The sequence below is a fragment of the Acrocarpospora pleiomorpha genome, from assembly GCF_009687885.1.
Taxonomy (GTDB): domain Bacteria; phylum Actinomycetota; class Actinomycetes; order Streptosporangiales; family Streptosporangiaceae; genus Acrocarpospora; species Acrocarpospora pleiomorpha.
Window position 1 is genome coordinate 149,761 of record NZ_BLAF01000014.1, and the last position, 25,773, is coordinate 175,533.

Annotated in this window: 24 protein-coding genes; 10 read left to right on the forward strand and 14 right to left on the reverse strand. The window is 66.2% G+C overall.

The window, feature by feature from the left end; translation table 11 throughout:
- Position 1 precedes the first annotated feature (1 nt).
- A complete protein-coding gene (locus tag Aple_RS14735) occupies positions 2-1,387 on the reverse strand; it encodes a hypothetical protein (protein WP_155345143.1) in 1,386 nt (461 codons plus the stop codon).
- Positions 1,388-1,510: 123 nt separating this feature from the next.
- Positions 1,511-2,506, reverse strand: a complete 996-nt coding sequence (locus Aple_RS14740) for a cellulose binding domain-containing protein (protein WP_155345144.1) — start codon at positions 2,504-2,506, stop codon at positions 1,511-1,513.
- 160 nt (positions 2,507-2,666) lie between these two features.
- On the opposite strand from Aple_RS14740, the gene Aple_RS14745 reads away from it, so the two are divergent.
- Both Aple_RS14745 and Aple_RS56240 read left to right on the forward strand, forming a co-directional pair.
- Positions 2,667-3,269 (forward strand): YdeI/OmpD-associated family protein, encoded by a 603-nt coding sequence (locus tag Aple_RS14745; RefSeq protein ID WP_155345145.1) that lies wholly within the window; start codon positions 2,667-2,669, stop codon positions 3,267-3,269.
- On the forward strand, positions 3,253-3,594 hold the full coding sequence (locus tag Aple_RS56240; protein WP_373869582.1) for a zinc-binding dehydrogenase: 342 nt from the start codon (positions 3,253-3,255) through the stop codon (positions 3,592-3,594). Before Aple_RS14745 ends, Aple_RS56240 begins: the two co-directional genes overlap by 17 nt.
- On the opposite strand, the gene Aple_RS14750 is transcribed toward Aple_RS56240, so the two are convergent.
- Positions 3,547-4,203, reverse strand: a complete 657-nt coding sequence (locus tag Aple_RS14750) for a hypothetical protein (RefSeq protein ID WP_155345146.1) — start codon at positions 4,201-4,203, stop codon at positions 3,547-3,549. The two genes, Aple_RS56240 and Aple_RS14750, sit on opposite strands and share 48 nt — an antisense overlap.
- A 446-nt stretch (positions 4,204-4,649) precedes the next feature.
- A complete protein-coding gene (locus Aple_RS14755; protein ID WP_155345147.1) occupies positions 4,650-6,578 on the reverse strand; it encodes a Xaa-Pro dipeptidyl-peptidase in 1,929 nt (642 codons plus the stop codon).
- 187 nt (positions 6,579-6,765) lie between these two features.
- Between Aple_RS14755 and Aple_RS14760 the strand changes: the two genes are divergently transcribed.
- The gene (locus Aple_RS14760; RefSeq protein ID WP_155345148.1) at positions 6,766-7,845 is read left to right on the forward strand and encodes a hypothetical protein; all 1,080 of its coding nucleotides are present in this window, start codon (positions 6,766-6,768) and stop codon (positions 7,843-7,845) included.
- Here the strand turns inward: Aple_RS14760 and Aple_RS14765 are convergent.
- On the reverse strand, positions 7,829-8,356 hold the full coding sequence (locus Aple_RS14765) for a mismatch-specific DNA-glycosylase (RefSeq protein WP_246264466.1): 528 nt from the start codon (positions 8,354-8,356) through the stop codon (positions 7,829-7,831). The two genes, Aple_RS14760 and Aple_RS14765, sit on opposite strands and share 17 nt — an antisense overlap.
- Before the next feature lie 361 nt (positions 8,357-8,717).
- Between Aple_RS14765 and Aple_RS14770 the strand changes: the two genes are divergently transcribed.
- Positions 8,718-9,050 carry a PadR family transcriptional regulator gene (locus Aple_RS14770; RefSeq protein ID WP_246264468.1) on the forward strand — a complete coding sequence of 111 codons (333 nt, stop codon included), beginning with the start codon at positions 8,718-8,720 and terminating at the stop codon, positions 9,048-9,050.
- Complete coding sequence (locus Aple_RS14775) at positions 9,047-10,015, forward strand: hypothetical protein (protein ID WP_155345149.1); 969 nt, start codon at positions 9,047-9,049, stop codon at positions 10,013-10,015. The genes Aple_RS14770 and Aple_RS14775 overlap by 4 nt, the downstream gene beginning before the upstream one ends.
- Before the next feature lie 94 nt (positions 10,016-10,109).
- Here the strand turns inward: Aple_RS14775 and Aple_RS14780 are convergent, their stop codons facing one another.
- Complete coding sequence (locus Aple_RS14780) at positions 10,110-11,057, reverse strand: WD40 repeat domain-containing protein (protein ID WP_155345150.1); 948 nt, start codon at positions 11,055-11,057, stop codon at positions 10,110-10,112.
- A gap of 162 nt (positions 11,058-11,219) precedes the next feature.
- Here Aple_RS14780 and Aple_RS14785 point away from each other — a divergent pair, with 162 nt between their 5' ends.
- Positions 11,220-11,795 (forward strand): TOPRIM nucleotidyl transferase/hydrolase domain-containing protein, encoded by a 576-nt coding sequence (locus Aple_RS14785; protein ID WP_246264469.1) that lies wholly within the window; start codon positions 11,220-11,222, stop codon positions 11,793-11,795.
- Between the two features lie 161 nt (positions 11,796-11,956).
- Here the strand turns inward: Aple_RS14785 and Aple_RS14790 are convergent, their stop codons facing one another.
- Positions 11,957-12,796: a hypothetical protein gene (locus Aple_RS14790; protein WP_155345152.1), complete on the reverse strand. Its 840-nt coding sequence runs from the start codon at positions 12,794-12,796 to the stop codon at positions 11,957-11,959.
- Positions 12,797-13,084: 288 nt separating this feature from the next.
- Positions 13,085-13,552, reverse strand: a complete 468-nt coding sequence (locus Aple_RS14795) for a hypothetical protein (RefSeq protein WP_155345153.1) — start codon at positions 13,550-13,552, stop codon at positions 13,085-13,087.
- A 599-nt stretch (positions 13,553-14,151) separates the two neighbouring features.
- Between Aple_RS14795 and Aple_RS14800 the strand changes: the two genes are divergently transcribed.
- Entirely contained in the window at positions 14,152-14,760 is a 609-nt protein-coding gene (locus Aple_RS14800) for a hypothetical protein (RefSeq protein ID WP_155345154.1), read from the forward strand.
- Positions 14,761-15,375: 615 nt separating this feature from the next.
- On the opposite strand, the gene Aple_RS14805 is transcribed toward Aple_RS14800, so the two are convergent.
- A complete protein-coding gene (locus tag Aple_RS14805; protein WP_155345175.1) occupies positions 15,376-16,323 on the reverse strand; it encodes an NAD(P)-dependent alcohol dehydrogenase in 948 nt (315 codons plus the stop codon).
- A gap of 121 nt (positions 16,324-16,444) precedes the next feature.
- Between Aple_RS14805 and Aple_RS14810 the strand changes: the two genes are divergently transcribed.
- The 3 genes from Aple_RS14810 (at position 16,445) to Aple_RS14820 (ending at position 20,092) form a co-directional block, all read left to right on the forward strand.
- Positions 16,445-17,116 (forward strand): TetR/AcrR family transcriptional regulator, encoded by a 672-nt coding sequence (locus Aple_RS14810; protein ID WP_155345155.1) that lies wholly within the window; start codon positions 16,445-16,447, stop codon positions 17,114-17,116.
- A 166-nt stretch (positions 17,117-17,282) separates the two neighbouring features.
- The gene (locus tag Aple_RS14815; protein ID WP_155345156.1) at positions 17,283-18,638 is read left to right on the forward strand and encodes a glycoside hydrolase family 43 protein; all 1,356 of its coding nucleotides are present in this window, start codon (positions 17,283-17,285) and stop codon (positions 18,636-18,638) included.
- A 20-nt stretch (positions 18,639-18,658) separates the two neighbouring features.
- On the forward strand, positions 18,659-20,092 hold the full coding sequence (locus tag Aple_RS14820) for a family 43 glycosylhydrolase (RefSeq protein WP_155345157.1): 1,434 nt from the start codon (positions 18,659-18,661) through the stop codon (positions 20,090-20,092).
- A 52-nt stretch (positions 20,093-20,144) separates the two neighbouring features.
- On the opposite strand, the gene mtlA is transcribed toward Aple_RS14820, so the two are convergent.
- From mtlA to Aple_RS14845, 5 genes are all read right to left on the reverse strand, one after another.
- Positions 20,145-21,239 (reverse strand): mannitol-specific PTS transporter subunit IIC, encoded by a 1,095-nt coding sequence (gene mtlA, locus Aple_RS14825; RefSeq protein WP_155345158.1) that lies wholly within the window; start codon positions 21,237-21,239, stop codon positions 20,145-20,147.
- A 119-nt stretch (positions 21,240-21,358) separates the two neighbouring features.
- A complete protein-coding gene (locus Aple_RS14830; protein ID WP_155345159.1) occupies positions 21,359-22,120 on the reverse strand; it encodes a DeoR/GlpR family DNA-binding transcription regulator in 762 nt (253 codons plus the stop codon).
- Between the two features lie 143 nt (positions 22,121-22,263).
- Positions 22,264-24,105, reverse strand: coding sequence for an asparagine synthase (glutamine-hydrolyzing) (asnB, locus tag Aple_RS14835; RefSeq protein WP_155345160.1), 1,842 nt, complete (start codon positions 24,103-24,105; stop codon positions 22,264-22,266).
- A gap of 67 nt (positions 24,106-24,172) precedes the next feature.
- Positions 24,173-24,901, reverse strand: coding sequence for a 4'-phosphopantetheinyl transferase family protein (locus Aple_RS14840; RefSeq protein ID WP_155345161.1), 729 nt, complete (start codon positions 24,899-24,901; stop codon positions 24,173-24,175).
- A complete protein-coding gene (locus tag Aple_RS14845) occupies positions 24,898-25,743 on the reverse strand; it encodes a metallophosphoesterase family protein (protein ID WP_155345162.1) in 846 nt (281 codons plus the stop codon). Before Aple_RS14845 ends, Aple_RS14840 begins: the two co-directional genes overlap by 4 nt.
- Positions 25,744-25,773: the final 30 nt, after the last annotated feature.

The window sequence follows — 25,773 nt, forward strand, 5'->3', positions numbered from 1 at the left end:
GTCACTTGTAGATGATCGGCTCGGTCGGTTCGCCGGGGAACACCATGATGAGCAGTCGCACCGCGCCGTCCGGGGGGTCGATGGCCTGGGTGACGAGGTCCCGGCCGCGCAAGTGGACGCGGACGCGGTAGGAGCCGGGGCCCTTGGCCGTGAGCCCCGTGATGCTCTCCCCGCCGCCGTCGACGAGGGTCAGCGTGCCGGTCGGGCTCTCGTAGCCGACTTCGATGATCTCCTCCCAGCCCTTGGTCTCCAGCGGGGGCCGCCGGGTGTAGGACTCGGCCGTCAGGCAGGCGTTCCCGACCTCGTCGGCAGCCCAGATCGTCAGCGCGCCGCGTTCGCTGCCGACCAGGTCCCGCACCGGATCGGGAGCGGTGCCCTCGAAGCCGTTCTCCCAGCCTTGGATGTACCAGAACTCGGTGAACATGGTGGCGTGCTGCTGGCGTACCGGTTTGATTCTGGGCTTGTGGCGTGGATGGGCCGCGCACGCGTTGTCGTGCCTGGCCTGGTACGCGTCGTTCGCATCGGCTTGGCGCCGCTCCTCCGCGGCCTGGGCTTGGGCCACGGCCGGGCACAGGAAGACCAGCGCTTCCGCCAGGGACGCCTGCGGCGCGTTCTCGACGGCCTGCGCGTTCACGTTGCCGCCGTGCCGCTCGGCCAGGTCGCAGAGCTGGCGGCCCTGGGCGAGGACTTCGCGGTCGCCGACGTGTTCCCATCCGGGGACGCCCTCGTAGTAGTCGTCCGACGAGTGGCCGCGGACGCGGCACAGGAACTGCGCCTCGACCGTGGCCAGCCCGCGCAGCGGGGTGTAGCTGGAGCCGTCGCAGCCCAGTTCCCAATAGGCGCGCACCTTGCTGGTCGCAGTGGACTGGGCGGTGATCACGGAGGTTCCCAACAGCGTCAGGACGATGGCCACACGGCGGCCGACCAGGCCGCGTTGTCCGCGCGGGGTTCTTGTGGCGAGGAGGATGAGGATCGGGGGAATGAGGTAGTAGAGGTCGATTCCCAGAGCGAACGACAGCGGGTCCCAGAGTTGCGCGCAATCCGGCGACATCGTGTCGTAGGCGTACAGCAGAGGGCTGGGGAGGCATCGCGCGATCAGCAGCGTGGCGGTGAGGCCGGCGAGGGTCCGGCCCAGCCGGTCGCGTCCTCGCCGGGTGCTCAGGTACCAGCCCGCGAAGCCCAGCAGGAGAAGCGGGGCGCCGCCGTACCAGAACAGGGGAAATTCGAGGATCGTGTACATGATGTACTCGTTCGCGAAGTAGAGCTCGAAGCCCGGGCAGATCCCGTACGTGGTCCAGCCGAAGGATTCTTGGCCGAAGCCGTCGGTCAAGAGCGAGCCGATCCACCAGTACAGGTCGGGCCCCAGCGAGACCAGCAGAGCTGTCACCCAGAGAACCCATGATCGTCGCGACACGACAACGAAGGTTAGCCGGATATATCCCGACAAATAGACGACATTGCGCGTTTACTGATCACCGCCGCCACTGTCGCTGTCTTCGACGTTGATGGATCAGCCGGTCACCGTGGCGGTGAATGTGGCGGACAGGTAATTGGGAGCAGTGGCGAGGAACTGGGCGGAGTCGCCGATCGTGGCGCCCGGTCCGGCGGCCACTGTCACGTTCTGGGGGGTGTTCCAGTTGGCCGGGGTGAAGGTCAGGGTCGCGCCCGATTGGATGGTCAGGTCAGGGTCGCCGCTGATTCGGCTGGTCGTCACGGTGGTGGCGCTCGTGGGAGGCCCTGAAAGGCGGACGGAGACGATGGCGGGGCCGCCGATGGCGACGTTCACCGACGTCGGGGTGACCACGACGAAGGGGTCGGCCACGATCCCGGTCACGGTGATGTTGACGAGGTTGGACACGTAGGTCATGCCGGTGGTGTCGGTGGCTCTGGCCGACAGTGTGTATCTGCCCGCCGGGACTGCGGACCAGGTGAGGGTGTAGGGGGCGGTGGTGTCGCTGCCGAGCAGCGTCGTGCCCGAGTAGAAGTCGACCCTGGCCGCCCAGCCGGCGGGGGTCGTGGTCGCGGCCAGGCCGATGTTCGCGGGCGCGACGAAGTTCTGGCCGTTGACGGGCGAGGTCAGCCGGACCGAGCGCGGCGCGCTCCCCGTGCAGGTCACGTTGTTGAGCGTGAAGATCGCGGGGGGTGTGTTCGCACCGGTGTACGTCCCGTAGAAGCCGACGGTGGTGCTCGCGCCGGTGGCCAGGGCGGGTGCGTACGAGGGGGCGTTCACGGTCACGTCCTGCCCGGACTGCGTCCAGGTACCGCCCCAGCCCTGCGTGACCTGCTGGGTGCCAGGCCAGGTGTAGCGCAGGGTCCACGGGTTCACCGGGTCGCCCAGGTTGGTGATCGTGATGTTGGCGCCGAAGCCGCCGCCGTTGTCCCAGACCGGTACGTACGACACCGAGCAGGCGATATCCGCATGCGCGGCCATTGGCGCGGTGACCATCCCGATCGCCGCCAGGAGCACGGTGACGGCGGACAGCGCCCATGCGCGTATGGTCCTCATGACCAACCTCCGAGCCCAGAGGGGCTCTCAGATTCGGCTTGTTTCGCACGGATGTACAGAACGACCCGTCCGGCCGTGTCGCTGACCTGCCGTGAGTTCCACCTGGCAGGTGAAAGATTCAGGCCAGGGAAATGTCGGTCGGCGTGGTTAGCATGCGGGCATGGACGAGCTTGAGGTCAGGGCCTTTCCCAACGCGGCGTCCTTCGAGACGTGGCTCTCCGAACACCACGCGACCTCCCCGGGCGTGTGGGTCAAAATGGCCAGATCGAGTACGGGTATCCCGTCGGTGACCGTCGACGAGTTGGTCGACGCCGGCCTCTGCTGGGGCTGGATCAGCGGCCAGCGCCGCTCCTTTGACGACACCTTCTATCTGCAGAAATATGTCCGGCGCCGCCCGCGAAGCCTCTGGTCCCAGGTCAACGTGGACAAGGTCGCCGCCCTGACCGCCGCTGGCCGCATGCGCCCTGCCGGCCAAGCCGAAGTAGACGCCGCCATATCCGACGGCCGCTGGGCGGCAGCCTACGAATCCCAGAAGAACGCCACCACCCCACCCGACCTGGAATCCGCCCTCGCGGCCAACCCCGGGGCGCGGCAACGCTTCGACTTCCTCACCAAATCCCAACGCTATTCGATCATCCACCCCTTACTAACCGCCAAAACAGAAAAGACCAGAGCAAACCGCCTCGCAAAAGCAATAGCAACCTTGTCGCCGAACGAAACGAACATCGGGTCAGCCCACAGGTCATATGAGTCGCCGCTCTAACGGCACGCACGCCGAGGCGATCGTGATCTTCGGGGCGGGCGGGGTCGGGCTGTCGGCCGTGCTGGGGGCGATGCTCGCAGGGGCCAATCCGATCGTCGTCGTGGACGTGGTCGCGGAGCGGCTCGCCATGGCGGAGCGACTCGGGGCCACGCACACATTAGTGACAGCCTCAGGCTTCCACCACAGCCACGCCCGTCAGGCGAGCGGCCGGGTGGAGACGGACGTTCTCTCGTCCATGCCGTGCCCGCCGTCGTGCGGGCACCAAAGCCCTGCGGGCTCATTCCGAATTCGAAGGGGACGGAATATCCTCGTTTCTCGCGCGTAGTTTTTCATAGAGGCGAGATATGTAGCGCGTGTAGTCTTCGCCGAGGTCGCGGAAGGTTCGCACGTACACGTCGAAGTAGATCGATTCGACGAGCCGCAGGTAACTCTGTTTTGACATGGCGGCCAGTGCATCGGGGCTCGACGCGATGTACAGGTCTGCGGGTTGTTCGGTTGTTCCCGCCGTCTCTTCGTGGACCATGTCGGGCTGGATATAGTCGATGGGCGCTTTCCGGGTGGCCAGGCCGCGCAGCCGGGAGTATTCGGTGAACAGTCTTGCCTTCGCGCTCGATCGGGCTGATTCGGCGACGGGCGGTGCGATCTCGAAAATCAGCGCGAACGGTGATTTCAAGGTGTTCGCGTGGTCGTGCCAGGCGGTTTGCAGCATCTTCCAGCTGGCGCTTCCGGTGGACGGGAGCGCACCCAGGTAGGCGATGAGCGCATAGTTGCGTTCGACGACGAGCAGGTTCAGGAAGCCGATCACACGGTCGTCCTGCACTGCGAGATAGAGGAAGTAGCCAATCGGCGGAACGGCCGACTGCGTGTCGTGTCCGCGCGACAAGTCTTCGAGCCGCCCTTCGGCGGCATGGCCGAGGATAATCGTCGGCGACATTTGCTGATTTTCGGGTATGAGGCGGTGGAAGAGCTCGCAGAATTGGTCCGCATACTGCCGTGCGGCGGGTTCTCCGTATCGCACGACGCGGACTCTGCTTCGAACAGCGATATCTTCGTGCAAGACATGTCCTTCCCGCTCGCACCCGTCGTTGCCATGGCTACGGCGGGTGGACGTAGGGATTTACAACCCCAGCCTCGGTCGCGAGCCAGCTGGCAGTTGCAGGCCGTGCCGTCCATCCTGTACCGCGATCTCAAGGAGAAGGCCGTGTGCGGCCTGTCAGTTCGCTCCGAAGTTCTCGAGGCTCCACGACGGCGAAGGCGATATCCAACGACCTGCCGGCTGGTGAGGACAAGATTGCCCCCGGGGCCGGCAAGCACAGAGGGCCCGGCGGGGGTGCCGCCGGGCCCTGGGTGTTGCCGGGAACGGTGTCCCGGTTCGGCGAATCAGTAGAGGCGGTTGTCCGGCACCGGCAGGTCGATCTCCTCGGGGCCGATCCAGTTGCCGCGCCTCGCCTGGACGTCGCTGTCGCTCAGCACCTCACCGGCGCCGAGGACGAGCGGGATCCGCACCCGGCTTCGCTGCAGGTCGATCGTGACGGTGGTGCCGGTGGCCGTCTCGCCGCTGTAGGTCGAGTCGGTTCCGGCGATCACCAGGCCCAGCCGGTGCCCCTGCTTGAAGGTGTAGTCCTGGGGCAGGGTGTCCCATTCGACCTGGCCGTACGTTCCGGGGGTCAGCGGGGAGGACTCGCTCAGCGAGTCGCGGTTCTGCACGTCGATCCAGCCGCGGGCCACGATCTCCAGCGGCCGGGTGACCATGTTCGTCACGACGTTGCGGTAGCAGCCGTCGTCGGTGGCGGTGGCCTCGCCGTGGCAGCTCTCCCCGGTCAGGGTGGTGATGCCCTGTCCGCGCCTCCAGTCGATCCTGGAGTCGTCCCCGAAGTCCACGAGGAGCGCGGTCAGGTTGGCGGTCGGCTTGTCGAGCGCCACGCGCAGGTTGATCACCGGCGTTCCGGACAGGCGCACGTCCCGGGACAGTTCGCCGGTGGTGAAGGCGACCCGGCCCGGCTGGACCGTGCCGACGTTGGCGACCATCGTGTTCTCCGACTGGCGGATGTCGGTGAAGGTCACCGTCTCGCCCTTCTGGGCCTGAACGAGGCCGAGCGTCCCGTCGGCGGCCGGGCGGAAGAGGTGAGGCGACGAGGCCGGCTCGGGCCAGTCCCGCTGAGTGATCCACTCGGTGGGGCCGACCTGCACGTCGGCGCGGGGCTCCTTCATGACGTCGTTCATGACGCCCACCAGCCAGTAGTCGAACCAGCGGTGCAGCGTGTCGACCCACTGGTCCCGGCGTCCCTCGAAGTCGAAGGGATCCACATGCTGGTACTGGCCGACCCAGATCTTGCGCGGCACGCCCTGCTTGGCCAGCGCGTCCCACCAGGTGGAGTAGTGGTCCGGCTTGACGTTCAGGTCGTTGACCGTGTGCACGGCGAACACGCTGGCCCGCACCTGGGAGGCATCGCCCAGCGAGCCCTCGATGTAGTCGCGCTCGGCCCAGAAGGCGTTGTAGTTGCCGGTGGCGTCGCCGTCCTGGGCGTCCAGCCCCGCCCGTACGGCGGCGCACTTGGCGATCGGGTCAGTGTCGACCGCCCTCGCCAGGAAGGACATGTAGTCGTAGTTGTAGACCACGCCGTTGGACCGCTGGTACTTGTACCAGGAGCTGATCGCGGAGATCGGGACGATGGTCTCCAGGCCCTCGACGCCGGTCGCCGCGACCGCGTTGGCCAGCGTGCCGTCGTACGACTTGCCGATCATCCCGGCCTTGCCGGTGCTCCAGTCGGCGAACGCCTGGGTGCCGTCGGCGCGGTAGGCGACGGCGCGGCCGTTCAGCCAGTCGATGACGGCCTTGCCGCCCAGCACGTCCGCCTTCCCGCCGACGTCGGGGCAGCCGTCGGACCTGGTGGTTCCGATCATGTCGACGTTGAGCACCGCGTACCCGCGGGGCACGAAATAGTTGTCGTAGAACAGCGGGAACTTGGCGAGGTTGCCGTCCGCGTCGTAGACCTTGCGCTCGGCCTCGTTGCCTCGGCCGGAGTTGTCGTAGTACGGGCTCTCATCGATGATCGACGCCACCTTGAGCCCCGGACCGGACTCGCGGGGCCTGATGATGTCGACCCGGACCCGGTCCAGCCGTCCGTCGGAGTCGCTGTCGACGCTCGACTCGACGTAGACGTGCTCGCGGATGGCGTCGGCGTAGGAGAAGACCGGCTGGGTTCGTTGGTGCGCGATGGTGATGGCGGGGGTGGTGCTTGCCTGGACCGGGGTGGCGCCAAGCAGGACCAGGCCGACGGCGACGAGGGTCGCTCGTAACGGTGGCACGGAGAGCCTCCAGAGACTCGGGAATATCCGCAATCTCCACGAGTGTCCGTATAGCCGACAAGATCCCTTTACGCGTTCGACATCACCTTGGTTCTACCGTGTGACATTGCACAGCGAGTGATGCTGGCATGCCACTCTGTCCGCAGAAAACACGCAAGACCCAGCAATCCCATGATGTTCTGGGCGAATGTCGAACGTCCGAGCCGTTGTCCTCGTGATCCTTGTCGCGCCGGGCCTGTCCATGCTTCTCCTGCTGCCTGGTCGCCTCGAACTCGCTGGAGTGCTGACAGGCCTGGCGGCGGGGTTCCTGCTCTGCGGGGAAGCCGCGCGGGCGGCTCTGGCCACGCTGTGCGGCAGCGTGTCGGCGGTTCTGATCGGCCAGATCTTCGCAGAGACCCCCGACGCGCTTGACTTCGCCGACCAGATGGCCGGCTGGCCGGGCTGGCCTGTCGGTGCGGTGCTCGCCTATCTGATCGCGGCCAGAGGACTGCCTCCGAAGACCGCCGGGCGGCCGGCCGTGCTGCCCGTGGGTCTCGCCGCACTGACCGCCGCCGCGCTCGGGTGCGGGCAGCTCATCGCGGCCAAGGCCCTGGAGATGACCCTGTGGGAGGACTACCACCCCTTCGACGGCCCGGCCTGGTATCGCGATCTCACCAGCGCCACCTGGTACCCCGCGGCCGCGGTGGTGATCGCCACGGCGGCCGCCGCCGCGCTCCCTGGCGGACGCGGACGCTTCCTGGCACTCCCCCTCGCCGCCTGGCTCGGCTGCGCGGTGACAGCAGGGCCACTGCAGTACGCCCAAGCGCTCGGCGTGACCGACAAGTCCCCCACCGTAGCGCTCCTGGCCTCTCTCGCCGGCGGCGGCATCGGCGCGGCTGCGTCCGCCGCGGGACTCCGGCACGGTGGGACGAGGCTCGGACTGGTCTCCTACGTCCTGGCCGTCACGGTCGCCTTGGTGACGAGCAATCGGCTGGAGGTCCGCATACAGTGGGACCAGTTCATCCCCGCGGTCCTGGTCTCCATGGTCCTGGTCTCCGTGGTGGCCGCGAGAGCGGCGTACCAGAACACCAGCGTGGGGTCCGGAGTCGTCGCGGGCATGGCGGGTCCGCTGCTGATCTGGTCGGTCTACCTGACCGTCGGACCCAGGCTCTACGATCATTCCTCGCAGGCCGTCCCGTACTGGCTGGCCTGGGTTACCGTGCCCGCCGCGCTGATCACCGCGCTGGCGGCGGCCGTAGCTGGAACCCGCTCTACCTGCCGCAGGTGATTCCCGCTGCCAGCGCGACCTCACGGTAGGCGTGGCCCAGACTGGCGACCGTGCTGTGAGCGTTCAGGCCACTGGGATTCGGCACGACCCAGAGCCGAGCACCCCCGAGATCTTCCTCTTGAGGGCCGGCGACCGCTCGTGGACGTGCGAAAGCCGTGCGGTAGGCGGTGATGCCAAGGATCGCCACCACCTTCGGGCCGATATCCAGGACACGCTCAGCCAGCGACCGGCCTCCGGCGATCAATTCTTCCGCGCTCAGCTCGTCGGCGCGCGCGGTCGTCCGGGCGGCGATGTTGGTGATGCCGATACCCTTCGCCCGCAGGTGCGCGAGATCGTCGGGGGCATACCCCGCGGACGCGTCGATCAGCCGGTCAACGATGCCCGCTCGAAACAGCGCAGGGTAGAAGCGATTGCCCCGCCGGGCGAAATGAGCCTGTACGGCAGTCGTCCACAGGCCAGGGTTGATACCGACGAACAGCAGCCGAACGTCGGGCCCCAGCAGATCGGGCAATGTGCCCCCGCGAAACGCCTCCAATTCCTCGCGAGTGAATCTCACGCGCGTGCTCCAGGCTGACCGGACGGCACGCGACCAGGAGATCGGACGACCATGAAGGCCGACGCGAAGGCCATGTTCCACCCATCCGAGAGCGCATCCGGAATTCGCATCCGGAATTCGGGGAACCTCACGGGTCCAGCATGCCAGCCTCCCGATTCGACCGGTCACTCGGCTAACCGGGCGCACCCCGCGGCGTTCCAGAGCGCCCACGACATACGCGCTCCTAACGCGGATGGGCCGCGACGCCCCGGGGCGAGGTGTAACTCCTTCAACTCTCACACTTGTTCTCTACCTAGCCCCTAGCTAGAGTTAGTGTATGGGTAACCCCCGGATGACCATTCCTACCCAGCTTGTCCTCCGCGCGTTCCTCGAAGATCCGACGCGCGAGATGTATGGGCTGGAGATTTGCGAAGCCGCCGGACTCGCCAGTGGAACCATTCACCCGATCCTCGCCCGTTTCGAAGGCGTCGGCTGGCTTGAGTCACAGTTCGAGGAAATCGACCCGAGCGAGCAGGGCCGCCCCCGCCGCCGGTACTACCACCTGACCCCGGATGGCATCGAGCAGGCGCGCCTGGCTCTTGCCAATGCCCACACGAAGGTCGGGCGGATACTTGGAGTACGTCCCGGCGTCGCGGGTGGTGCCCTGTGACTGAACCGATCAACGCCGCGGCCGAGGAAATAGTCCTCGACAACGCCATCATCGCCAGCCTGACCGCTGCACTCTCTCGTGCACGTAAACACAACGACGACCTCGCCGACGCCCTCACACGTGCTCGCGATCTCGCATACTCCCGCGAGATCCTGGTAGCGCTCAACCTCTCGCTCAACCATGCCGGAAGCATCGCCGATGTCATAGGAGCCGCGACCGAGGATGCCAGCGCTCCCAGCATCGCGAGCAGTCTTGATCGCGCCAGAATCCTGGCCCGCAACCTCATTGGCGAACCTTCCTTTCACCGCGCGGCCAAGCGGGCCCGCGTCCTTTCCCGAGGACGCTCCTGCTCGCACATTCTGGAGCCCGCGCAGAGGCTCGTCAGCACGCTGACCACCGTACGAGATCGTGCCCTCGACCTGGGCCTCGACCTCGACCGGGCCCGCCGCCTGGCAATTGAACTCACACAGGCGGATCGGCGAAGCGAGGAGCAATCAGCAGTCGATGTTGCTGTGTTGCACCAATCCGTTGCACGATCTGCCGAACTATTGGTCGACACCCTGACCCGGCTGCTGCCCGCACATCACCGTGGTCGCTACACAGAGGAACTCCACACGGAGCTGTACGACCTCGCCGAAGCGAAGGCCACCCGCCTGATGCAGGTCATATACGCGGTCCATCAGCTGCGACGGGTATATCAGCTACGAGCGGCATTGCTAGATCCAGACAAGCCGCGGTTCCACCGCTTTCATCGTGCAGCGTTCTGGATTCTTGCTTCGCAATGGCGTACCTGGGGACTTCTTAGCCCTCCCATGGTCGCCGCCGCGTTCAATGTATTTCTCATGCAGGGCTGGGGGTCCGCGTTTTACACGCTGCCGGGAATCGTGGCCTTCTATGCGGGAGTGGAATGGCTCCGAACGCGGTGGGAAGTGCCCCCCAGGCGAAGGAAACGGGACCGTTCGTAGGGCGGACGACTCGGCCAGGTGGGTGCCGAGCGCGGACAGGTGCGGACTGTGGCCGCAGTCGCACGGCCGCCTTGGCCGCTGTGGAGAGCAAGTCTCAGCCGCCGCAGGCGGCGTAGACGAAGGTGTCCTTGAGTAGCTTGTACTTGTCGCGGACCGTGGTGGCGCCGGACCTCACGTCGTGCTGCAGGACCGTCATCCGGGTCGGGGCGCTCCCGAACTCCTGCGAGACGTGCAGCGTCACCTGGTTGTCGCCGGTCCAGTCGAGCTTGTGCGCGGTGCCGTCCTTGGGCAGCTTGATCCGCTGGTCGCCGGTGACAAGGCCGGACTCCAGGTCGTAGAGCGCGACCTTGCGGTTGGCCACCAGCACGGCGATCGTCTTGCCGTCGGCGTGCAGCGCGTACGGACCGTTGTCGGTGACCAGCGGCGGCGGCGTGCCCTTACGCAGGAGGTGGCCGGACAGGTCGTAGACGCTCAGGGAGCCGTCAGTGTCGCTGCTGGTCAGCATCTTCTCACCGTCGCCGCTGAAGCCGATGAAGTAGCGCCGCTTGGGCAGTCGGCCGAGCCGCGTGCTCGAGGCGGTGTCGAACAGCTTCGTCCTGCCGGCGGTGACCGCGAGCACGGCGCCGTCGTCGGACAGTTGCAGCGTCACGTCGTACTGGGCGGTCTTCCTGGGCAGCGTGTCCTTGGGCAGCAGCCTGACCTTGCCGTCGAGTGACCTTACCGCCAGCCGCCCGTCCTTCCTGAAATAGGCGATCTTCTGCCCGTTGCCGCTGACCGCCACCGGCGCGGTCGAGTCGGTCACCGGATCGCCCTGCTTGTTGAGCGCTCTGAGCTGGGCGTCCTTCAGCAGGATCACCCTGCCGTGGTGCGTCACCAGCCGCCATGTCCCGCACGGGACGACGGCGCCGTTCTTTTTGACGCATCCCTTCGCCGAGGCGTAGCGGACGCTGTCGCCGTGCCCGTGCTCGGCCTGCGCCGTCCCCTGTACCCCGAGCACGGCGGCCAGCATGACCGCCAGTGCCACCAGAATCCTGATCTTCATCCCGTTACTCCCCGTGCCACCGATCGTGTTCCCCGTCACCCCGTTGGACTCAGAAGGCGGGAGGTCGGTTGGTCACAGGTAGGACACAAAGGTCAGGCTTGCCGGTCTTCCGCAGCAAAAATCGCGGGCGCCGGGATGGGGTTGGTGGCTATCGTCGAGCCGGTGGTAGTCGTGACAGAGGCCGTGCCGCGCACGGTCCTCCTCGTCGAGGGGATGAGCGACCGGTCCGCACTTGAGGTGCTGGCCAGGCGACGTGGCAGGGACCTCGCGGCCGAGGGCGTCAGGGTGGTGGCGATGGGCGGCGCGACGAACATCGGCCATTTCCTCGACCGGTACGGTCCCGCTGGGCTGGACATCCGATTGGCCGGACTCTACGACGTCGCCGAGGAGCATTTCATCCAGCGCGGACTGCAGCGAGCCGGGCTGGGCTCTGGACTGTCGCGCCCACAACTGGAGGCACTGGGTTTCTTCGTCTGCTCGGCCGACCTCGAAGACGAGTTGATCCGTGCCCTGGGCCCCGAGCGTGTGGAGCAGATCGTGGACGCGGAGGGTGAACTCCGGTCGTTTCGCACCCTGCAGCGGCAACCCGCGCAGCGGGGACGCAGCCTGTACGACCAGCTGCGCCGCCTGATGGGAGGACGCTCGGGCGGCAAACTCCGCTACGCACGTCTGATGGCCGAGGCAATCGACCTCGACCGGGTACCGCGCCCACTCATCGCAGTGCTCGACCACATCTGACGCATTCACAAGAATCGCTGGGTGCTTCAGAGATCACAGACAGCACCGGTACGGTCTGGTTTAAAGAGAAGTAACCGGAGCTTTCGCACCTGAAGCACTCAATACGCTATCGGATTAAATTCCCGGGTTCATCCGAATATTCGGGGCCTTCTGATGACCGATCAGAAGTCCAGCTGAACGGGACCGGGGTCGTCGAGAGCGCCATCCGCCAGCTGCCCCTCGTCGATGACCTCACCCGCCGGCGGCGCGGAAATCACCACTTTCCCACCCCATCCGCTCACGCGACCGTCCGACGCGTACGTGATGGGGGTGTCCACGATGTGCACCGTCATCGTGGCGTACACGCGCTTGACCAGCCCGCGGGCATCCAGCCACACGATGTAGTTCACCTTGGCGGCCTTGCCGTCACGAGTCTTGGCACCCGACCCGAAAGAGGCGCGGAACGACGGCGAAATCTTCGCCAGGCTCGAGCTGGCGATCCAGCCCTTGAGGACGCTGCCCTGCCGCGAACCGGCCCGGTCGATGATCTTGTCCAGCGTACGCGGCTCGAACGGATTGACCAGCAGCGAACCGGGGACGGGAGTGCCGGAGAACCGCCGGACCCACGTCTTCCCTTCTGGGAGATAATTCTTGACCCGCGCCCCCGAGATGTACGCGTACCTGGACGTCGAAATCGTCCGCGTAATTCCCACGGTCTTCCGCAGTTCCTCCCGGTCGGCCTCCGGCAGCATGTCGAGGAACGCCTTGCTGTACTGCGGCTTGTCCTGGATATCGGTGGTGGCGACCCCACTCCGCCCGAAACCGACGGAGCCGACCTCGCGCATGGTGGCCCACACCTCCCCGCCGGTGGAAATCTTCATCAGGTTGCTGACCTTGACGCCCTTGCCGGCCGCGAACCGCGCCTTCAGCGCTTTGACCGGATCGGCTTTCGCGACGGCTGGCGCAGCGGGCACCAGCAGAACAGCCGCGCCCACGACGGCCGCGACGACTAAACGCTTCACACGAATCCCTTCACTTGGACGGAAATTTGAGGCCCCCGGATCACATGCCGATAACAATGGCCGCCGCGATCGAACTTTCCGGGAGATGAACGGCGTCGGTCGCGCGACCACATGAAGATGAACGAACGGGCGCACGCTTCACACCGAAGGGAACACATCAACGGCGAGAGCGAAGCAGTACGGAAACCTGGGACCCCCGACGTGCTTTTCTACCACAACAACTCAGACAAGCAACACAAGTTTCTACGAAGTCACCTTATGTCGGGATTTATGCTCCGACGCTGATGCCTAGTCGGTCATGGCGACAGGGGCGTAGGGGCGGCATATGCCGACCAGGGCGGTTATGGCGGCGAAGGTCAGGGCGGTCAAGACGAGCCAGTAACCGGTCTCGAGGAATTTGCTTATGAGGTCAACGTGATCGGGCAGCGACAAGACGATCGGGAGGCTCCAGAGCAGTAGGGACGGGACGGTGAAGAACAGGACGAAGGCGGATGCTGTGCGGACAGCGGTGGAGGTTGCGTTGAGGGCTAGGCGGAGCCACGCGCCGAGGGCGACGGTGATGCTGGCCGTGAGCGGGATGCTCCAGATGAGCGAGGCCAGGCCGGTCGGGCCTCTTCCGAGCACATCGATGCCAGTGGACACACCCGCGAAGGGGGCACCCGCCAGGGGGAAGGTGAGGAAGGAGATGAGGGCGGTGCCTCCGGCGGCGAGAAACAGGATGGCGATCAGATCGCCGGTAGAGCGGTGGGCGTCCATGGAGCTCCCCTCCATCGGGCGGAGTCGTCCCGTTAGACGCGTCCACACGAGGCATCGACGACCACGCAGAGTTTCGATCTTGTAACGCCAGGAGCTCGTACGTAGTTCGTCGCCCTGCTGTGCCCTCACGTGGAGATCAAGGCCGAACAGAGGCCGTTCTGGTCGGCCACGGAAGCACACACGTGACCGAGATGGTCCGTGCGAAAACGTCGTTGAGCTAGGTGATGCCCATCCTGTCGAGCTGGGCGGCGATCCCGGTGGCCGGGTCGAGACGCGAGACGCGAGGGCCAGCCGAAAATCACGTAGAGCAATCGAGGGTTACAGAGAAACGCTCATTCAGTCTTGCCGGAAGACATGCCATATTGCTTAAATTCGCGCACACAAATCAAAGAGGAGGACACAGAAAGACGAAATGTGTACAGCCCACTATTGTTAGCTCATGCTGATCCTGTGACAGGATGGGACTCCTGATCAGCCAATCGACGCGACTCGGCAGAATGTATCGAAGAGAAGGCTTTCGGAACACACGATCTACGCCGATAGTAGGGAGCACTGGCCTTCGATCACCGATTCCTGGGAAAGCAGGAGGAAGGAACTTCATGCCTAGTTTCGACGAGATCAAAGCTACGCTGGATTCAGAAATCCAAGCCCTAGAATCGCGTACGCAGGCAGCGAAAGAGCTACAGGCCCACTTCAACGAGGACGGCTGGGACGAGAGCGTAGCTGTTATTAACAACTACGCTGTCAGTCTCGAAGAGTGGCATGACCGCCTGTCGCGCGTCCATGCCCAGGTAGTACAACGGGAAGCCGAAGAGCAGCAGGTCGCAGCGGTAAGCCCGTTCGAGAAGTACGCTACGGATCTCGAAGATGCCGTGCGGCGCATAGCGGCCAACCAGGAAGAGGTCGCAAAGCACATGGCGGCCACCCAGGAAGAGATCGCGAGACGCTTGGGGGGCGCCCACGAAGAAATAGCGAGAAACTTGGCGACCGTCCAAGAAGAGACGACTCGCCTCATAAGTGCCCAGGAAAGTCTAGGAAAACAGACCACGCAGAGCTTCCTCGAACTAGCTGCGCACATCCAGAACACAGCGTCGTCATTCAAGTCGGACACCCATCCCGGCCCTATTCCCGAGCAAACCCCGGTCCAGTTCGATACACCGCAGCCGGAGGAGCCGCCGGAAAACCCGGGCTTTTGGAGCAAAAGTTAAATCGCGCTTCCGTTTCCTATTTCGGCGGGGCTGAGGGCGTTCTCACTGGGCGAGACTGAGGGCGATCAGCGTTCCGCGTTTCGGTGACAAGCGCCGGCCGAACAGGCTGTGCTTACCGGCCCGGTCGAACAGGTCGAGCCGGAACACTGACACGCACTCCCGGAGATACACGACCTGTAATCGTCCGCGCGTCTGCGCGCGTAGAGGGTGTGCATCCCGGGGGCAGTCTTCGATCGACGGCCCGGCGGAACTCATCCAATTCCGCTGGGCCGAATCGTAGGATGCCAGGACCCCGCTACCCCGGCGATGAGCGCGGAGAACGAGGCGGAGTACCGGGAAGGTAGCCACACGAAGACCAAGAAGTCGCGACTCGTGCTCAAGCCTCCCAGAAGGCCACGAGCGCCCTGCAGCGGCACCACACACGGCAGGCCGTGGAAGGCGCCGGCAAGGTGCACCGCCACATCAAGATCCATCAAACCAACGATCTGAACCAGCCAGAACTGCGCCAGCTCATGGCCACCGCGCTGACACAACGATGACACCGCCAGCAGAGTCACTACGGGGAAACCGCAGCCTCGCTGAGCCATTCGGGGGTTAGTGTTCGATGTCAGTGAGTCACACGATTTGAATGACGTGCTTTCCGCGGACACCGCCGGCCTCCAGGGCGCGGTGAGCGGCGGCGATGCGGGCGAGAGGGTGGACTGTGTCCACGACGGGGCGGATGTCGCCGTTCTGTGCGTGGCGGGTCAGTTCGGCGAACAGTTCGTGCCGGGGGTTGCCGCTGAAGAAGCGCACTCGCCGGGAGCCGTGGACGGTCGAACTGAGGATGTAGGAGACGCTGGTGAGGAGGTTCTCGAGATCGAAGGCGATGGCCACCATGCGTCCGCCCGGAGCCAGGAGCCGGCGGTAGGCGGGGTGCTGGGTGCCGACGGTGTCCATGATGACGTCGAAGGCGCCCAGCGCGGAGGGGTGGGTCGTCCTGTAGTCCAGGACTTCGTCCGCGCCCAGACTGCGAACGAAGTCGAGGTTCTTCTGGCCCGCGAGAGCGGTGACGTGAGCGCCGAAGGCCTTGCCGAGCTGGACTGCGACGCTGCCGACGCCTCCACTGGCACCGCGCACCAGCAGGTGCTCGCCGGGCTTGAGGCGGGCTTTGTCGCGCAGGGCGGTGATCGAGGTCGTGCCGCCCGCCAGCAGGGAGACGGCTTCCACCAGGGTGAGGTTGCCGGGGGCGAGGGCTATCTGCCGGGGGCGAACGGCCACGTACTCTGCCGCGCTGCCGAACGTCCGCCCCAGAAATCCCCACACCCGCGCTCCCTCCCGCATTCCGGTCACCGAGGGGCCGACCTCGGCGATCTCGCCGGTGAAGTCGATCCCCATGCGCTTGGGGAAGCGGCGTCCCGTCACCAGTCGCAGCTTCCCGGCCCGGCCGGCCAGCTCGCCGCCGTTGACGCTGGCCGCGTGGACACGGACCAGCACCTCGCCGGGCTTGATCTCCGGCACGGGCACCCTGCCCTCGTACAGCACATCCGGGGGCCCGTATCGGTCGAAGAGGGCGGCGCGCATCTGGTTCACGGTCTGGTCCTGCTTCTGTCTCGGGAGCAGCGGGCGAAAAGATGTTTCGCTCGCTCAACCAAGCTAATGCCGTAAACGGACGACACCATCCACTTGCACTAAAGTGAGAGACATGGCTGCTCAGCCGTCTCAGAACCCAGGCCGACCACCCGCTGCGGCTACAGGGCTACGCGCCGACGCCCAGCACAATCGCGACCGCATCCTCGCGGCCGCCCGCGAGGCGTTCATGACCCGGGGAATCGACGTCCCCCTCACGACGATCGCCCGCCGCGCCGGAGTCGGCGCCGCCACCCTCTACCGGCGCTTCCCCACCCGCGCGGCTCTGGTCACCGAAGCCTTCGCCGAGCAACTCGCCCTCTGCGTCGCGGTCCTCGACGAGGCGCTGGAGGACCCCGACCCCTGGCACGGGTTCTGCTCCGCCATCGACAAGCTGTGCACCATGCAGGCCACCGACCGGGGCTTCACCAGCGCGTTCCTCTCCCAGTTCCCCGACGCCATCGACTACGACCGTGAACGCACCCGCGCCGAGAACGGCCTCGCTCAGCTGATAAGGCGTGCCAAAGACGCGGGGCAACTACGCGACGACTTCGATCACACCGACGTCATCCTGCTGTTCCTGGCCAACAGCGGGATCGTCGGAGAGTCGCAGCAGGTCTCACTGGCCGCCTCCCGGCGCCTGGTCACCTACCTGCTCCAGTCCTTCCAGGCCGGCCACACCGAACCCCTGCCTCCCCCCGCACCGCTGGGACTGCACCAGATCCACCGGCCCCCACCCCGCCAATAGATCACGCGAACGGCGATTCCGCGGACCCCCTCGGACTGCCTCGGGGATTGACAGTCGTGTCGGGTCGCGTTACGAATACGGCCGAACCTCCAAATCACCACGGCGTCCCGGCGGTGGTGAATGTTAGCGCAAACATTCTCCGTGGTCCCAGGACAAGGACGGTCTCATGCGCGCTCCCAGGAGTCATCGGACCCGGAACATCGCAGCCGGCCTCGCCCTGCTGGCCGCCGTCGCCGTCAGCATCCTCCAGCCCGCCGCCGCCCACGCGGCCGGGCCGGTCCCGCACTACCTGATGACCGCGTTCACCAACAGCAGCGAGTCGAACATGTACGTCTACGACTCGTTCAACGCCACCAACTACAACCTGGTCCGGGCCAACGCGTACACCCCACCGTCGGGACTGATCCGCGACCCGAGCGTGATCCGGCACACCGACGGCTACTACTACCTCGTCTACACCACCAACTGGACTGGCGACACGATCGGCTTCGCGCGCAGCGCCGACTCCGTCAGCTGGACGTTCCTGCGCAACGTCGCCGTCGGCCTCAACGGCTCCACCGGCAGCACCTGGGCACCTGAATGGTTCAAGGACTCCGACGGCAGCGTCCACGTGATCTTCTCCGCGTCCACCACCGGCACCGCCGGCCAGTTCCGGCCGTACCGGATCACGGCTGCCAACACCGCGCTGTCGGCCTGGACCGCGCCGGTCGCGCTGGGCATCCCGGCCAACTACATCGACAGCTTCGTGGTCAAGGTCGGCGGGACGTACCACAACTTCCTCAAGAACGAGACGAGCAAGTACATCGAGCATGCCACCGCCACCTCGCTCAACGGCCCCTGGCAGTTCACCGGGACCGGTAACTGGGCGGGCTGGGGCTCCGGGCTGGAAGGGCCGGCGCTGGCGCGGCTGGCCGACGGCCGGTGGCGGCTGTACTTCGACAACTACACCGGCGGCCGGTACTACTACGCCGACAGCTCCAACCTGTCGTCCTTCGGCGGCAAGGTGGAACTGGCCGGCCTTTCCGGCGTGGCCCGGCACTTCACCGTCCTGCGCGAGGACGTCGGCGACACCACGGCCGTCCCCACCGGCAACCGGTCGCTGCGCTCGGCCAACTTCCCCGACCGATATGTACGCCACCGGAGCAACCTGGCCTACATCGACCCGCTCAGCGCCACCAGCCCCCTCGCCGACCGCCAGAGCGCCACGTTCACCGTGACCCCGGGACTGGCCAACTCCGGCTGCTACTCATTCCAGTCGGTGAACACCCCCGGCTACTACCTGCGCCACTACACCATGGCGCTCACCCTGCAACGCGACGACGGCTCGGCGATCTTCAAGGGCGACGCCACCTTCTGCGGCCGGGCCGGGCTCGCGGGCGGCGGCACCATCTCCTTCGAGTCCTACAACCTCCCCGGCCGCTTCCTACGCCACTACAACTACGCGATGCGGCTCGACCTGAGGGAGTCCACGTCGGTGTTCGCCTCCGACGCCTCCTTCACCGTGACCTCACCGCTGGCCTGACCAGCCGAAAGGACGAGCCGATGTCCCCGACCCGCCGCCTGGCCGCCGCCCTGTCCGGCCTTCTCGCCCTCCTGCTGCTGCCTGTGGCCGCCCACGCCTCGCCCGCCGCGCAGTACACGAATCCGATCGCCGCCCAGCGGGCCGACCCGCACATATTCCGCCACACCGACGGCTACTACTACTTCACCGCGACCGTCCCGCAGTACGACCGCATCGTGCTGCGCCGCGCGACCACCATCCAGGGACTGGCGACCGCTCCGGAGACCGTCATCTGGCGCAAGCACACCAGCGGCGAGATGGGCGCCCACATCTGGGCGCCCGAGATCCACTTCATCAACGGCAGATGGTACGTCTACTTCGCCGCCGGCCGGACCGACGACATCTGGCGCATCAGGATGTACGTGCTGGAGAGCTCGGCGGCCAACCCGCTGACCGGCGCCTGGACCGAGCGCGGCCGGATCACCACCCCGTGGGACACCTTCTCCCTGGACGCCTCCACCTTCGTGGCCGGCGGCGTGCGCTACCTCATCTGGGCCCAGCAGGAACCCGGGATCGCCACCAACTCCAACCTCTACATCGCCAGGATGGGCGCCAACCCCTGGACCATCACCGGGCCGACCACCCGGTTGACCGTACCGGCCCTGGCCTGGGAGACCCGCGGCTACAAGGTCGCCGAAGGCCCTGCCGTCATCCAGCGCAACGGCCGCCTGTTCCTGACCTACTCCGCCAGCGCCACCGACGCCAACTACTGCCTCGGCCTGCTCACCGCCCAGGCCACCGCCGACCCGCTTCAGGCCTCTTCCTGGGTCAAGAGCGCCAACCCCGTCTTCACGTCCAACGCGTCCACCGGCCAGTACGGCCCCGGCCACAACTCCTTCACTCTCTCCGAGGACGGCCAGAGCGACATCCTCGTCTACCACGATCGCAACTACCGCGACATCACCGGCGACCCGCTCAACGACCCCAACCGCCGCACCCGCGTCCAGAAGGTGTACTGGCGAGCCGACGGAACGCCCGACTTCGGCCTCCCCGTCCCCGACGGCGCCACCCCTGTCCGGCTGATGTCCTACGACCAGCCCGGCCGCGCCGTACGCCACTGGGAGTACCGGGCCCGCCTGGAGCCGAACGTCACCCCGCTGGCCGACTCACAGTTCCGGATCGTCACGGGCCTGTCCGGCACCGGGACGATCTCCCTGGAATCGACCAACTTCCCCGGCTACTACCTCCGGCACCGCAACTACGAAGCCTGGGTGGAACGCAACGACGGCTCGGCCCAGTTCCGCGCGGACGCCTCCTTCACCCGCCGCACCGGCCTGACCGGGACAGGCACCGTCTCCCTGGAGTCGGCGAACCTCCCCGGCTACTACCTCCGGCACCGCGGCGGCACCGTCTGGGTCGAACGCGACGACGGCACGACCGCCTTCCGGGGAAGCGCCGCCTTCATCCTGGAGTAATTCATAGGGAACCGGCCCGCGCCGGTCGTAGCGCGGGCCGGATACCTGGAACTCACGCCTCCTGTGCCGCGGCCTCGGTGCCGGCCGTCTCCTCGTCATTGGAGCCGCGGCCGAAGCCCAGCAGCGCCGACGCGACGATGAACGACACCCCCGCCGCCACGATGATCCCGAGAATGACGCCGAACCAGCCGCCCTTCGGGGTCACCGCCAGATAGGCGAAGATGCTGCCCGGCGACGGCGTCGCCACCAGACCGGCGCCGGTGACCAGGAAGGTCAAGATCCCTGAGGCGCCGCCGGCGATCACGGCCAGGATCAGGCGCGGCTTCATCAGCACATACGGGAAGTAGATCTCGTGGATACCGCCCAGGAAGTGGATGATCATCGCCGGCGGGGTGCTGGGCCGCAGCGAGCGGGGGCCGAACAGCATGTAGGCGATCAGCAGGCCCAGGCCGGGGCCGGGGTTGGTCTCCAGCATGAACAGGATGGACTTGCCGGTCTCCGCCGCCTGCGCCACGCCGAGCGGCCCGAGCACGCCGTGGTTGATCGCGTTGTTGAGGAACAGCACCTTGGCGGGCTCGATCAGGATCGACGCCAGCGGCAGCAGTTGCTGCCCGACCAGGAAGTCGACGATCTCGCTGGCCCGCTCGGTCAGCCATTCGACGACGGGCCCGATGCCGAACACGCCGGCCACCGCCATCGCGCCGCCGACGATGCCGGCGGAGAAGTTGTCCACCAGCATCTCAAAGCCCGCGCGGGTGCGCGCCTGGGTGAAGGCGTCCACCTTCTTGATGAGGTACGCCGCCAGCGGGCCCATGATCATGGCGCCCAGGAACATCGGGACTTCGCTGCCGACGATCACCCCCATGGTGGCGACCGCGCCGACCACGGCGCCGCGCTGGCCGTGCACCATCCGGCCGCCGGTGTAGCCGATCAGGATGGGCAGCAGGGAGCTGATCATGGGGCCGACCAGGGCGGCCAGTGTCTCGTTGGGCAGCCAGCCGGTGGGGATGAACAGGGCGGTGATCAGGCCCCAGGCGATGAACGCGCCGATGTTCGGCATGATCATCCCGGCGAGGTGACCGCCGAAACGCTGGATCGTGGCCCGGATTCCGGTTCCCTGAACCGTGGGGGTATACGGGGTGGCCAACTGATGTACTCCTTCGGGGTGGGCGGACCCTGCGAGGACCGCCTGGTGGGGGGAATGCGCCGCTCATCCCCCGGGCATGAGCGGCAGGGCCAGGGAACCGACGTCGAAGAGGGTGAGTGTCACGCCTGGACGATCTCGGGTCCCGCAGCAGCCAGACCGGCGGCCAGCTTCGAGTCCAGCCCGGCATCGGTGATGATCATGTCGATCTCCGCCAGGGTGGCGAAGCGGGCCAGGTAGCTCCCGGCGAACTTCGTGTGGTCGGCCAGCAGCACGGCTCGCTGGGCGCAGCCGATCATCGCCCGCTTGATCGCCGCCTCGGCCGGGTCTGGCGTGGTCAGCCCTCCGGTCGCCGAGCAGCCGTTCGTCGCCATGAAGGCCACGTCCACGTGCAGGTGCGAGAGCTGCTCGAGCGCCCAGTCCTCGACCGTGGCGAGCGTGCGGCCCCGGACCCTGCCGCCCAGCATCAGGACCGTGAGGGCGGGACGGGTGGCCAACGCGGCGGCGAGAGGCGGCGAGTTGACGATGATGGTGAGCTCACGGTCCGTGGGCAGTGCCTGGACCAGGCGGCTCATGGTCGAACCGGCGTCGATGATGATGGCGCCGTCCTGCGGCAACTCGGCCAGCGCCGCCTTGGCGATGCGCTCCTTCTCCGCCGTCATGACCTCATCCCTCGCCGCGAGAGCGGGCTCGAAGCCAAGCCGCTCGACCGGGATCGCCCCGCCGTGCACGCGCCGCAACACACCCGCGCGCTCAAGAACCGTCAGGTCCCTGCGGATCGTCTCCGTCGTGACGCCGAACTGCTCCGCGACCTTGACCACGTCCACCCGCCCGGCGGTCCGGGCCGCGTGCAGGATCTCCTGCTGCCGTTCCTCGGCGTACATGTGGTTTCACCGCCGTTTCAATGGTGTTTCGTATGTGTTTACATCCGGGTCTGTGGGTCGTCAAGGTTTCTGGACATCACGAAATGAACGAACCCACATCCGCGGTGGCGGGAGCCGCTGAAGGATGGCCTGCGGCAGGGCGGTCAGGACAGGGAGAGCTCGGGCGAGTAGATGTCGATCCAGTAGTACATGTCGATCATCTTGTCGAGCAGGAGCTTCTCGCCGTGCGCGATCTTCGAGGAGTCCGTCTCGACCACCGACTGCACCCATTTTCGGTTGAACAGCGTGAACAGCGGGTTATGGGGTTCCGCCAGCACCTCTTTGGCCTCAAGCAGCAGGGCGTTCGAGAAGCGACTGTCATGCATCATCGTCGGGTAGCCACTCTTTTTCCGATTGAGTACCGACGGCGGAAGCAGGTCCTTCACGGCATGCCTCAGCAGGCTCTTCTCCCTGCCGTCGAACGACTTGAGCTTCCACGGCGTGTTGTAGACGTACTCGACGAGACGGTGATCACAGAACGGAACCCGGACTTCAAGACCGGCCGCCATCGACAGGCGGTCCTTACGGTCCAGCAGCATCCGCAGGAAGCGGGTCAGGTGCATGTGGAACATGACGCGCATCTGACGCTCGATACGCGACGCGTTGTCGAGGTGATCGACAGCCGCCACGGCCGTCCGGTACTCGTCCCCCAGATAGGTTTCCAATTTCATGGCCGCCAGCGCTTCCGCGGTGAAAGGCATGAGGGCGGGGTTGCCGGCCTGCGCGCTGAGTAGCGCCGCCATCCAGGGAAAGATGGGGATTTCGCGGATGTTGTTGTGAAACCATTGGTAGCCGCCGAAGTTCTCGTCCGCGGCCTCGCCGGAGAGCGCAACCGTCGATTCGCCGCGTATCGCTTGAAAGAGCAGATACATCGAGATATCCGATTCGCCAAGACCACTCGGTGTGTCCCGAGCCGTGATCACGGCGCGGCGAACGGCCGGATCGGACAGATTCTCCGCGCTCAGCACCACCTGCTGGTGTACCGGCCCGATCATGTCGACCATGTCCTTGACGAATGGCGCGTCCGGGGTGGTCCGAAATGCATCCGGTCTGAAACGATCGACGTGATCCACGAAGTCGACCGAGAACGTGCGTACCCGATCACCCTTCGCGGTCAGCTTGCGCGATGCGAGGCTGGCGATCGCGCTGGAATCCAGCCCACCGGACAGCAGAACGCACTGACGCACATCCGAGATCAACTGCCGGTTGACGGTGTCGTCGAGCAACTCCCGGATTCGTTCGACCGTGCTCTTCTGGTCATCGGTGTGCGGTGCCGTTCTGAGCTTCCAGTACGTCCTGGTGTGAATTCCACTCGACTTGACGGTGACGACCGTGCCCGGCTCGACCTCGTGCATCCCCTTCCAGATCGACTGGCCCCCGGCGGCCAACACCGCCGAGCGTATTCCGTTGATGTCGACTGCCTTGCGCGCGAGCGGGTTGGCCAGAATCGCCTTTGGTTCGGATCCGAACAGGACGCCGTCGCCGGTCGGGTAATAAAAGAGCGGCTTAACCCCCAGCCGGTCGCGGATCAGGACAAGCTTCTGATCACGGGCATCCCAGATGGCGAACGCGTACATCCCGTTGAGGTGCTCGGTAACGCTTTCCCCCCATTCGAGATAACCGTGCAATACGACCTCGGTGTCACTCGACGTACGGAACCGGTGCCCTCGCGCCTGGAGTTCCTTGCGCAGTTCGATGAAGTTGTAGGCCTCGCCGGTGTAGATCAGGACCACCGGGCCGTTCGGGGTGGCGAACTCCATCGGCTGCACGCCACCGTCCAGGTCGATGACCGCGAGCCTTCGGTGACCGAGCGCGACGTGCCGTTCAACCCAGGTTCCGGATGCGTCGGGCCCGCGCAGCGCCATGGTGGCGGTCATCGCGTCGATCGTGGCTTGCCGTTCAGTCAGATCCGCGTCATATGACACCCAACCCGCGATCCCACACATACCCGGTCCTCTCAGCCGCGGAAATCGACCGAAACCCGAGCCTAAAGACACTCGGCTAGGAAAATTCCTAGTGCTGGGTGAGCCTGAGGTCGTCCGCGGTTCCCGGGGTGTCCCGGGCGTCCTGAGGGGTGGCGATGACCGCGATGGCCGTGATCACGAGACCCCGGCGTACCAGCCAGCGGCCGGAGAACTCCCGCAACTCGCTGCCGTCGCGCAGCCGTGGTCCCTCGACCAGCAGCCGGGCCAGGAAACCGCCCTCGACCGGATCGAAGGTGATCGACGCCTCGGTGAAGTCGAGGCGCGGCTCCCGCAGCGGGGCCAGCGGGAACCACGCCTTGTAGACGGCCTCCTTGGCGCTGAACAGCAGCCGGTCCCACCTCGCCGACGGGTCGCGCCGCAGGAAATCCGTCACCCAGCGCACCTCCTCGTCGACCGCGATGACCTCCAGGATGCCGGGGGGCAGCGGCTTGTTCGGCTCGGCGTCGATCCCCAGGGTCGTGATGTCACTCGACCGGGCGACGGCGGCGGCACGGTATCCGGCGCAGTGGGTGATGCTGCCGACGACGCCGGCGGGCCAGACAGGCGCGCCCTTGGCGCCCGGCACCACGGGCACCTGCGGGTAACCCAGACGGCCGAGCGCGTTGCGGGCGCACCAGCGCGCCGTGGTGAACTCGCGGCGGCGCTTCTCCACCGCCCCGCTGATCACGGCCTGCTCGGCGGCGAACAAGGCGCATGGCTGCGAGTCGTCGAACGCCTCCGACGACATGATCGCGCCGGGCAGCAGGTCCTCGATCATGGCGTGAGTTCGCGGGCCAGGAGGATCGACCGCGCCGGGCGGGGAATCGCACTCCGTCGCCGCCACTCCCGCGGGTAGCCCAACGAAACCTCCTCGAAGCGAACTCCGTCGTACCAGGTCGTGCGTGGGATGTGCAGGTGGCCGTACACGACCACGGCCGCCCGGTATTTGAGGTGCCAGTCGGCGGTCAGCTCGGTCCCGCACCACTGGGCGAACTCCGGATAACGCAGGACGCGGGTGGGCTGACGTACCAGCGGATAGTGATTGACGAGAACGAGCGGGTAGTCGGGATCGCACGCCGCCAGTCGGCGCTCGGTCGATTCCACTCTGGCCCAGCACCATTCCTCGCGGCTCGGATAGGGGTCGGGATGCAACAGCATCTCGTCCGTGCACACCACACCGGTCTCGTACGCCATTGCCAGCGACTGTTCCTTCGTGGCCATGCCGTGAATGCGGAACGAATAGTCGTACAAGAGGAAAAGGGGCGCGATGGTGACCGGCCCCCCGGGCCCGTCCCAGATCGGGTACGGATCCTCGGGCGTGCGAATTCCCAGGCGACGGCACATATCCACGAGATACCGGTACCGGTGGTCACCGCGAAGCTGGATCGGGTCGTCCTTCGGCGTCCACAGTTCGTGGTTGCCCGGCACCCAGATGACCTGGGCGAAGCGGCGGGCCAGCAGAGTGAGCGCCCATTCGATGTCCTCGGCGAACTCGCCGACGTCACCGGCGACGATCAGCCAGTCCTCCTCCGACTCGGGCCGGAACTCTTCGACGAAGCGTCGATTCTCGGCGTAGGCGACATGCAGGTCGCTTACCGCGAGCAGATTTCGCGCCTTCATGATGTGCTTGGTTCTCCCCGCGAGATCCGG

What these genes read in the sequence shown, in the direction of transcription:
- Aple_RS14740 (WP_155345144.1), bottom strand. Translation starts at nt 2,506, where the DNA reads ATGAGGACCATACGCGCATGGGCGCTGTCCGCCGTCACCGTGCTCCTG.
- Aple_RS14745 (WP_155345145.1), top strand. Translation starts at nt 2,667, where the DNA reads ATGGACGAGCTTGAGGTCAGGGCCTTTCCCAACGCGGCGTCCTTCGAG.
- Aple_RS56240 (WP_373869582.1), top strand. Translation starts at nt 3,253, where the DNA reads ATGAGTCGCCGCTCTAACGGCACGCACGCCGAGGCGATCGTGATCTTC.
- Aple_RS14750 (WP_155345146.1), bottom strand. Translation starts at nt 4,203, where the DNA reads ATGTCGCCGACGATTATCCTCGGCCATGCCGCCGAAGGGCGGCTCGAA.
- Aple_RS14760 (WP_155345148.1), top strand. Translation starts at nt 6,766, where the DNA reads ATGTCGAACGTCCGAGCCGTTGTCCTCGTGATCCTTGTCGCGCCGGGC.
- Aple_RS14770 (WP_246264468.1), top strand. Translation starts at nt 8,718, where the DNA reads ATGGGTAACCCCCGGATGACCATTCCTACCCAGCTTGTCCTCCGCGCG.
- Aple_RS14780 (WP_155345150.1), bottom strand. Translation starts at nt 11,057, where the DNA reads ATGAAGATCAGGATTCTGGTGGCACTGGCGGTCATGCTGGCCGCCGTG.
- Aple_RS14795 (WP_155345153.1), bottom strand. Translation starts at nt 13,552, where the DNA reads ATGGACGCCCACCGCTCTACCGGCGATCTGATCGCCATCCTGTTTCTC.
- Aple_RS14800 (WP_155345154.1), top strand. Translation starts at nt 14,152, where the DNA reads ATGCCTAGTTTCGACGAGATCAAAGCTACGCTGGATTCAGAAATCCAA.
- Aple_RS14805 (WP_155345175.1), bottom strand. Translation starts at nt 16,323, where the DNA reads ATGCGCGCCGCCCTCTTCGACCGATACGGGCCCCCGGATGTGCTGTAC.
- Aple_RS14810 (WP_155345155.1), top strand. Translation starts at nt 16,445, where the DNA reads ATGGCTGCTCAGCCGTCTCAGAACCCAGGCCGACCACCCGCTGCGGCT.
- Aple_RS14815 (WP_155345156.1), top strand. Translation starts at nt 17,283, where the DNA reads ATGCGCGCTCCCAGGAGTCATCGGACCCGGAACATCGCAGCCGGCCTC.
- Aple_RS14820 (WP_155345157.1), top strand. Translation starts at nt 18,659, where the DNA reads ATGTCCCCGACCCGCCGCCTGGCCGCCGCCCTGTCCGGCCTTCTCGCC.
- Aple_RS14830 (WP_155345159.1), bottom strand. Translation starts at nt 22,120, where the DNA reads ATGTACGCCGAGGAACGGCAGCAGGAGATCCTGCACGCGGCCCGGACC.
- asnB (WP_155345160.1), bottom strand. Translation starts at nt 24,105, where the DNA reads ATGTGTGGGATCGCGGGTTGGGTGTCATATGACGCGGATCTGACTGAA.
- Aple_RS14840 (WP_155345161.1), bottom strand. Translation starts at nt 24,901, where the DNA reads ATGATCGAGGACCTGCTGCCCGGCGCGATCATGTCGTCGGAGGCGTTC.
- Aple_RS14845 (WP_155345162.1), bottom strand. Translation starts at nt 25,743, where the DNA reads ATGAAGGCGCGAAATCTGCTCGCGGTAAGCGACCTGCATGTCGCCTAC.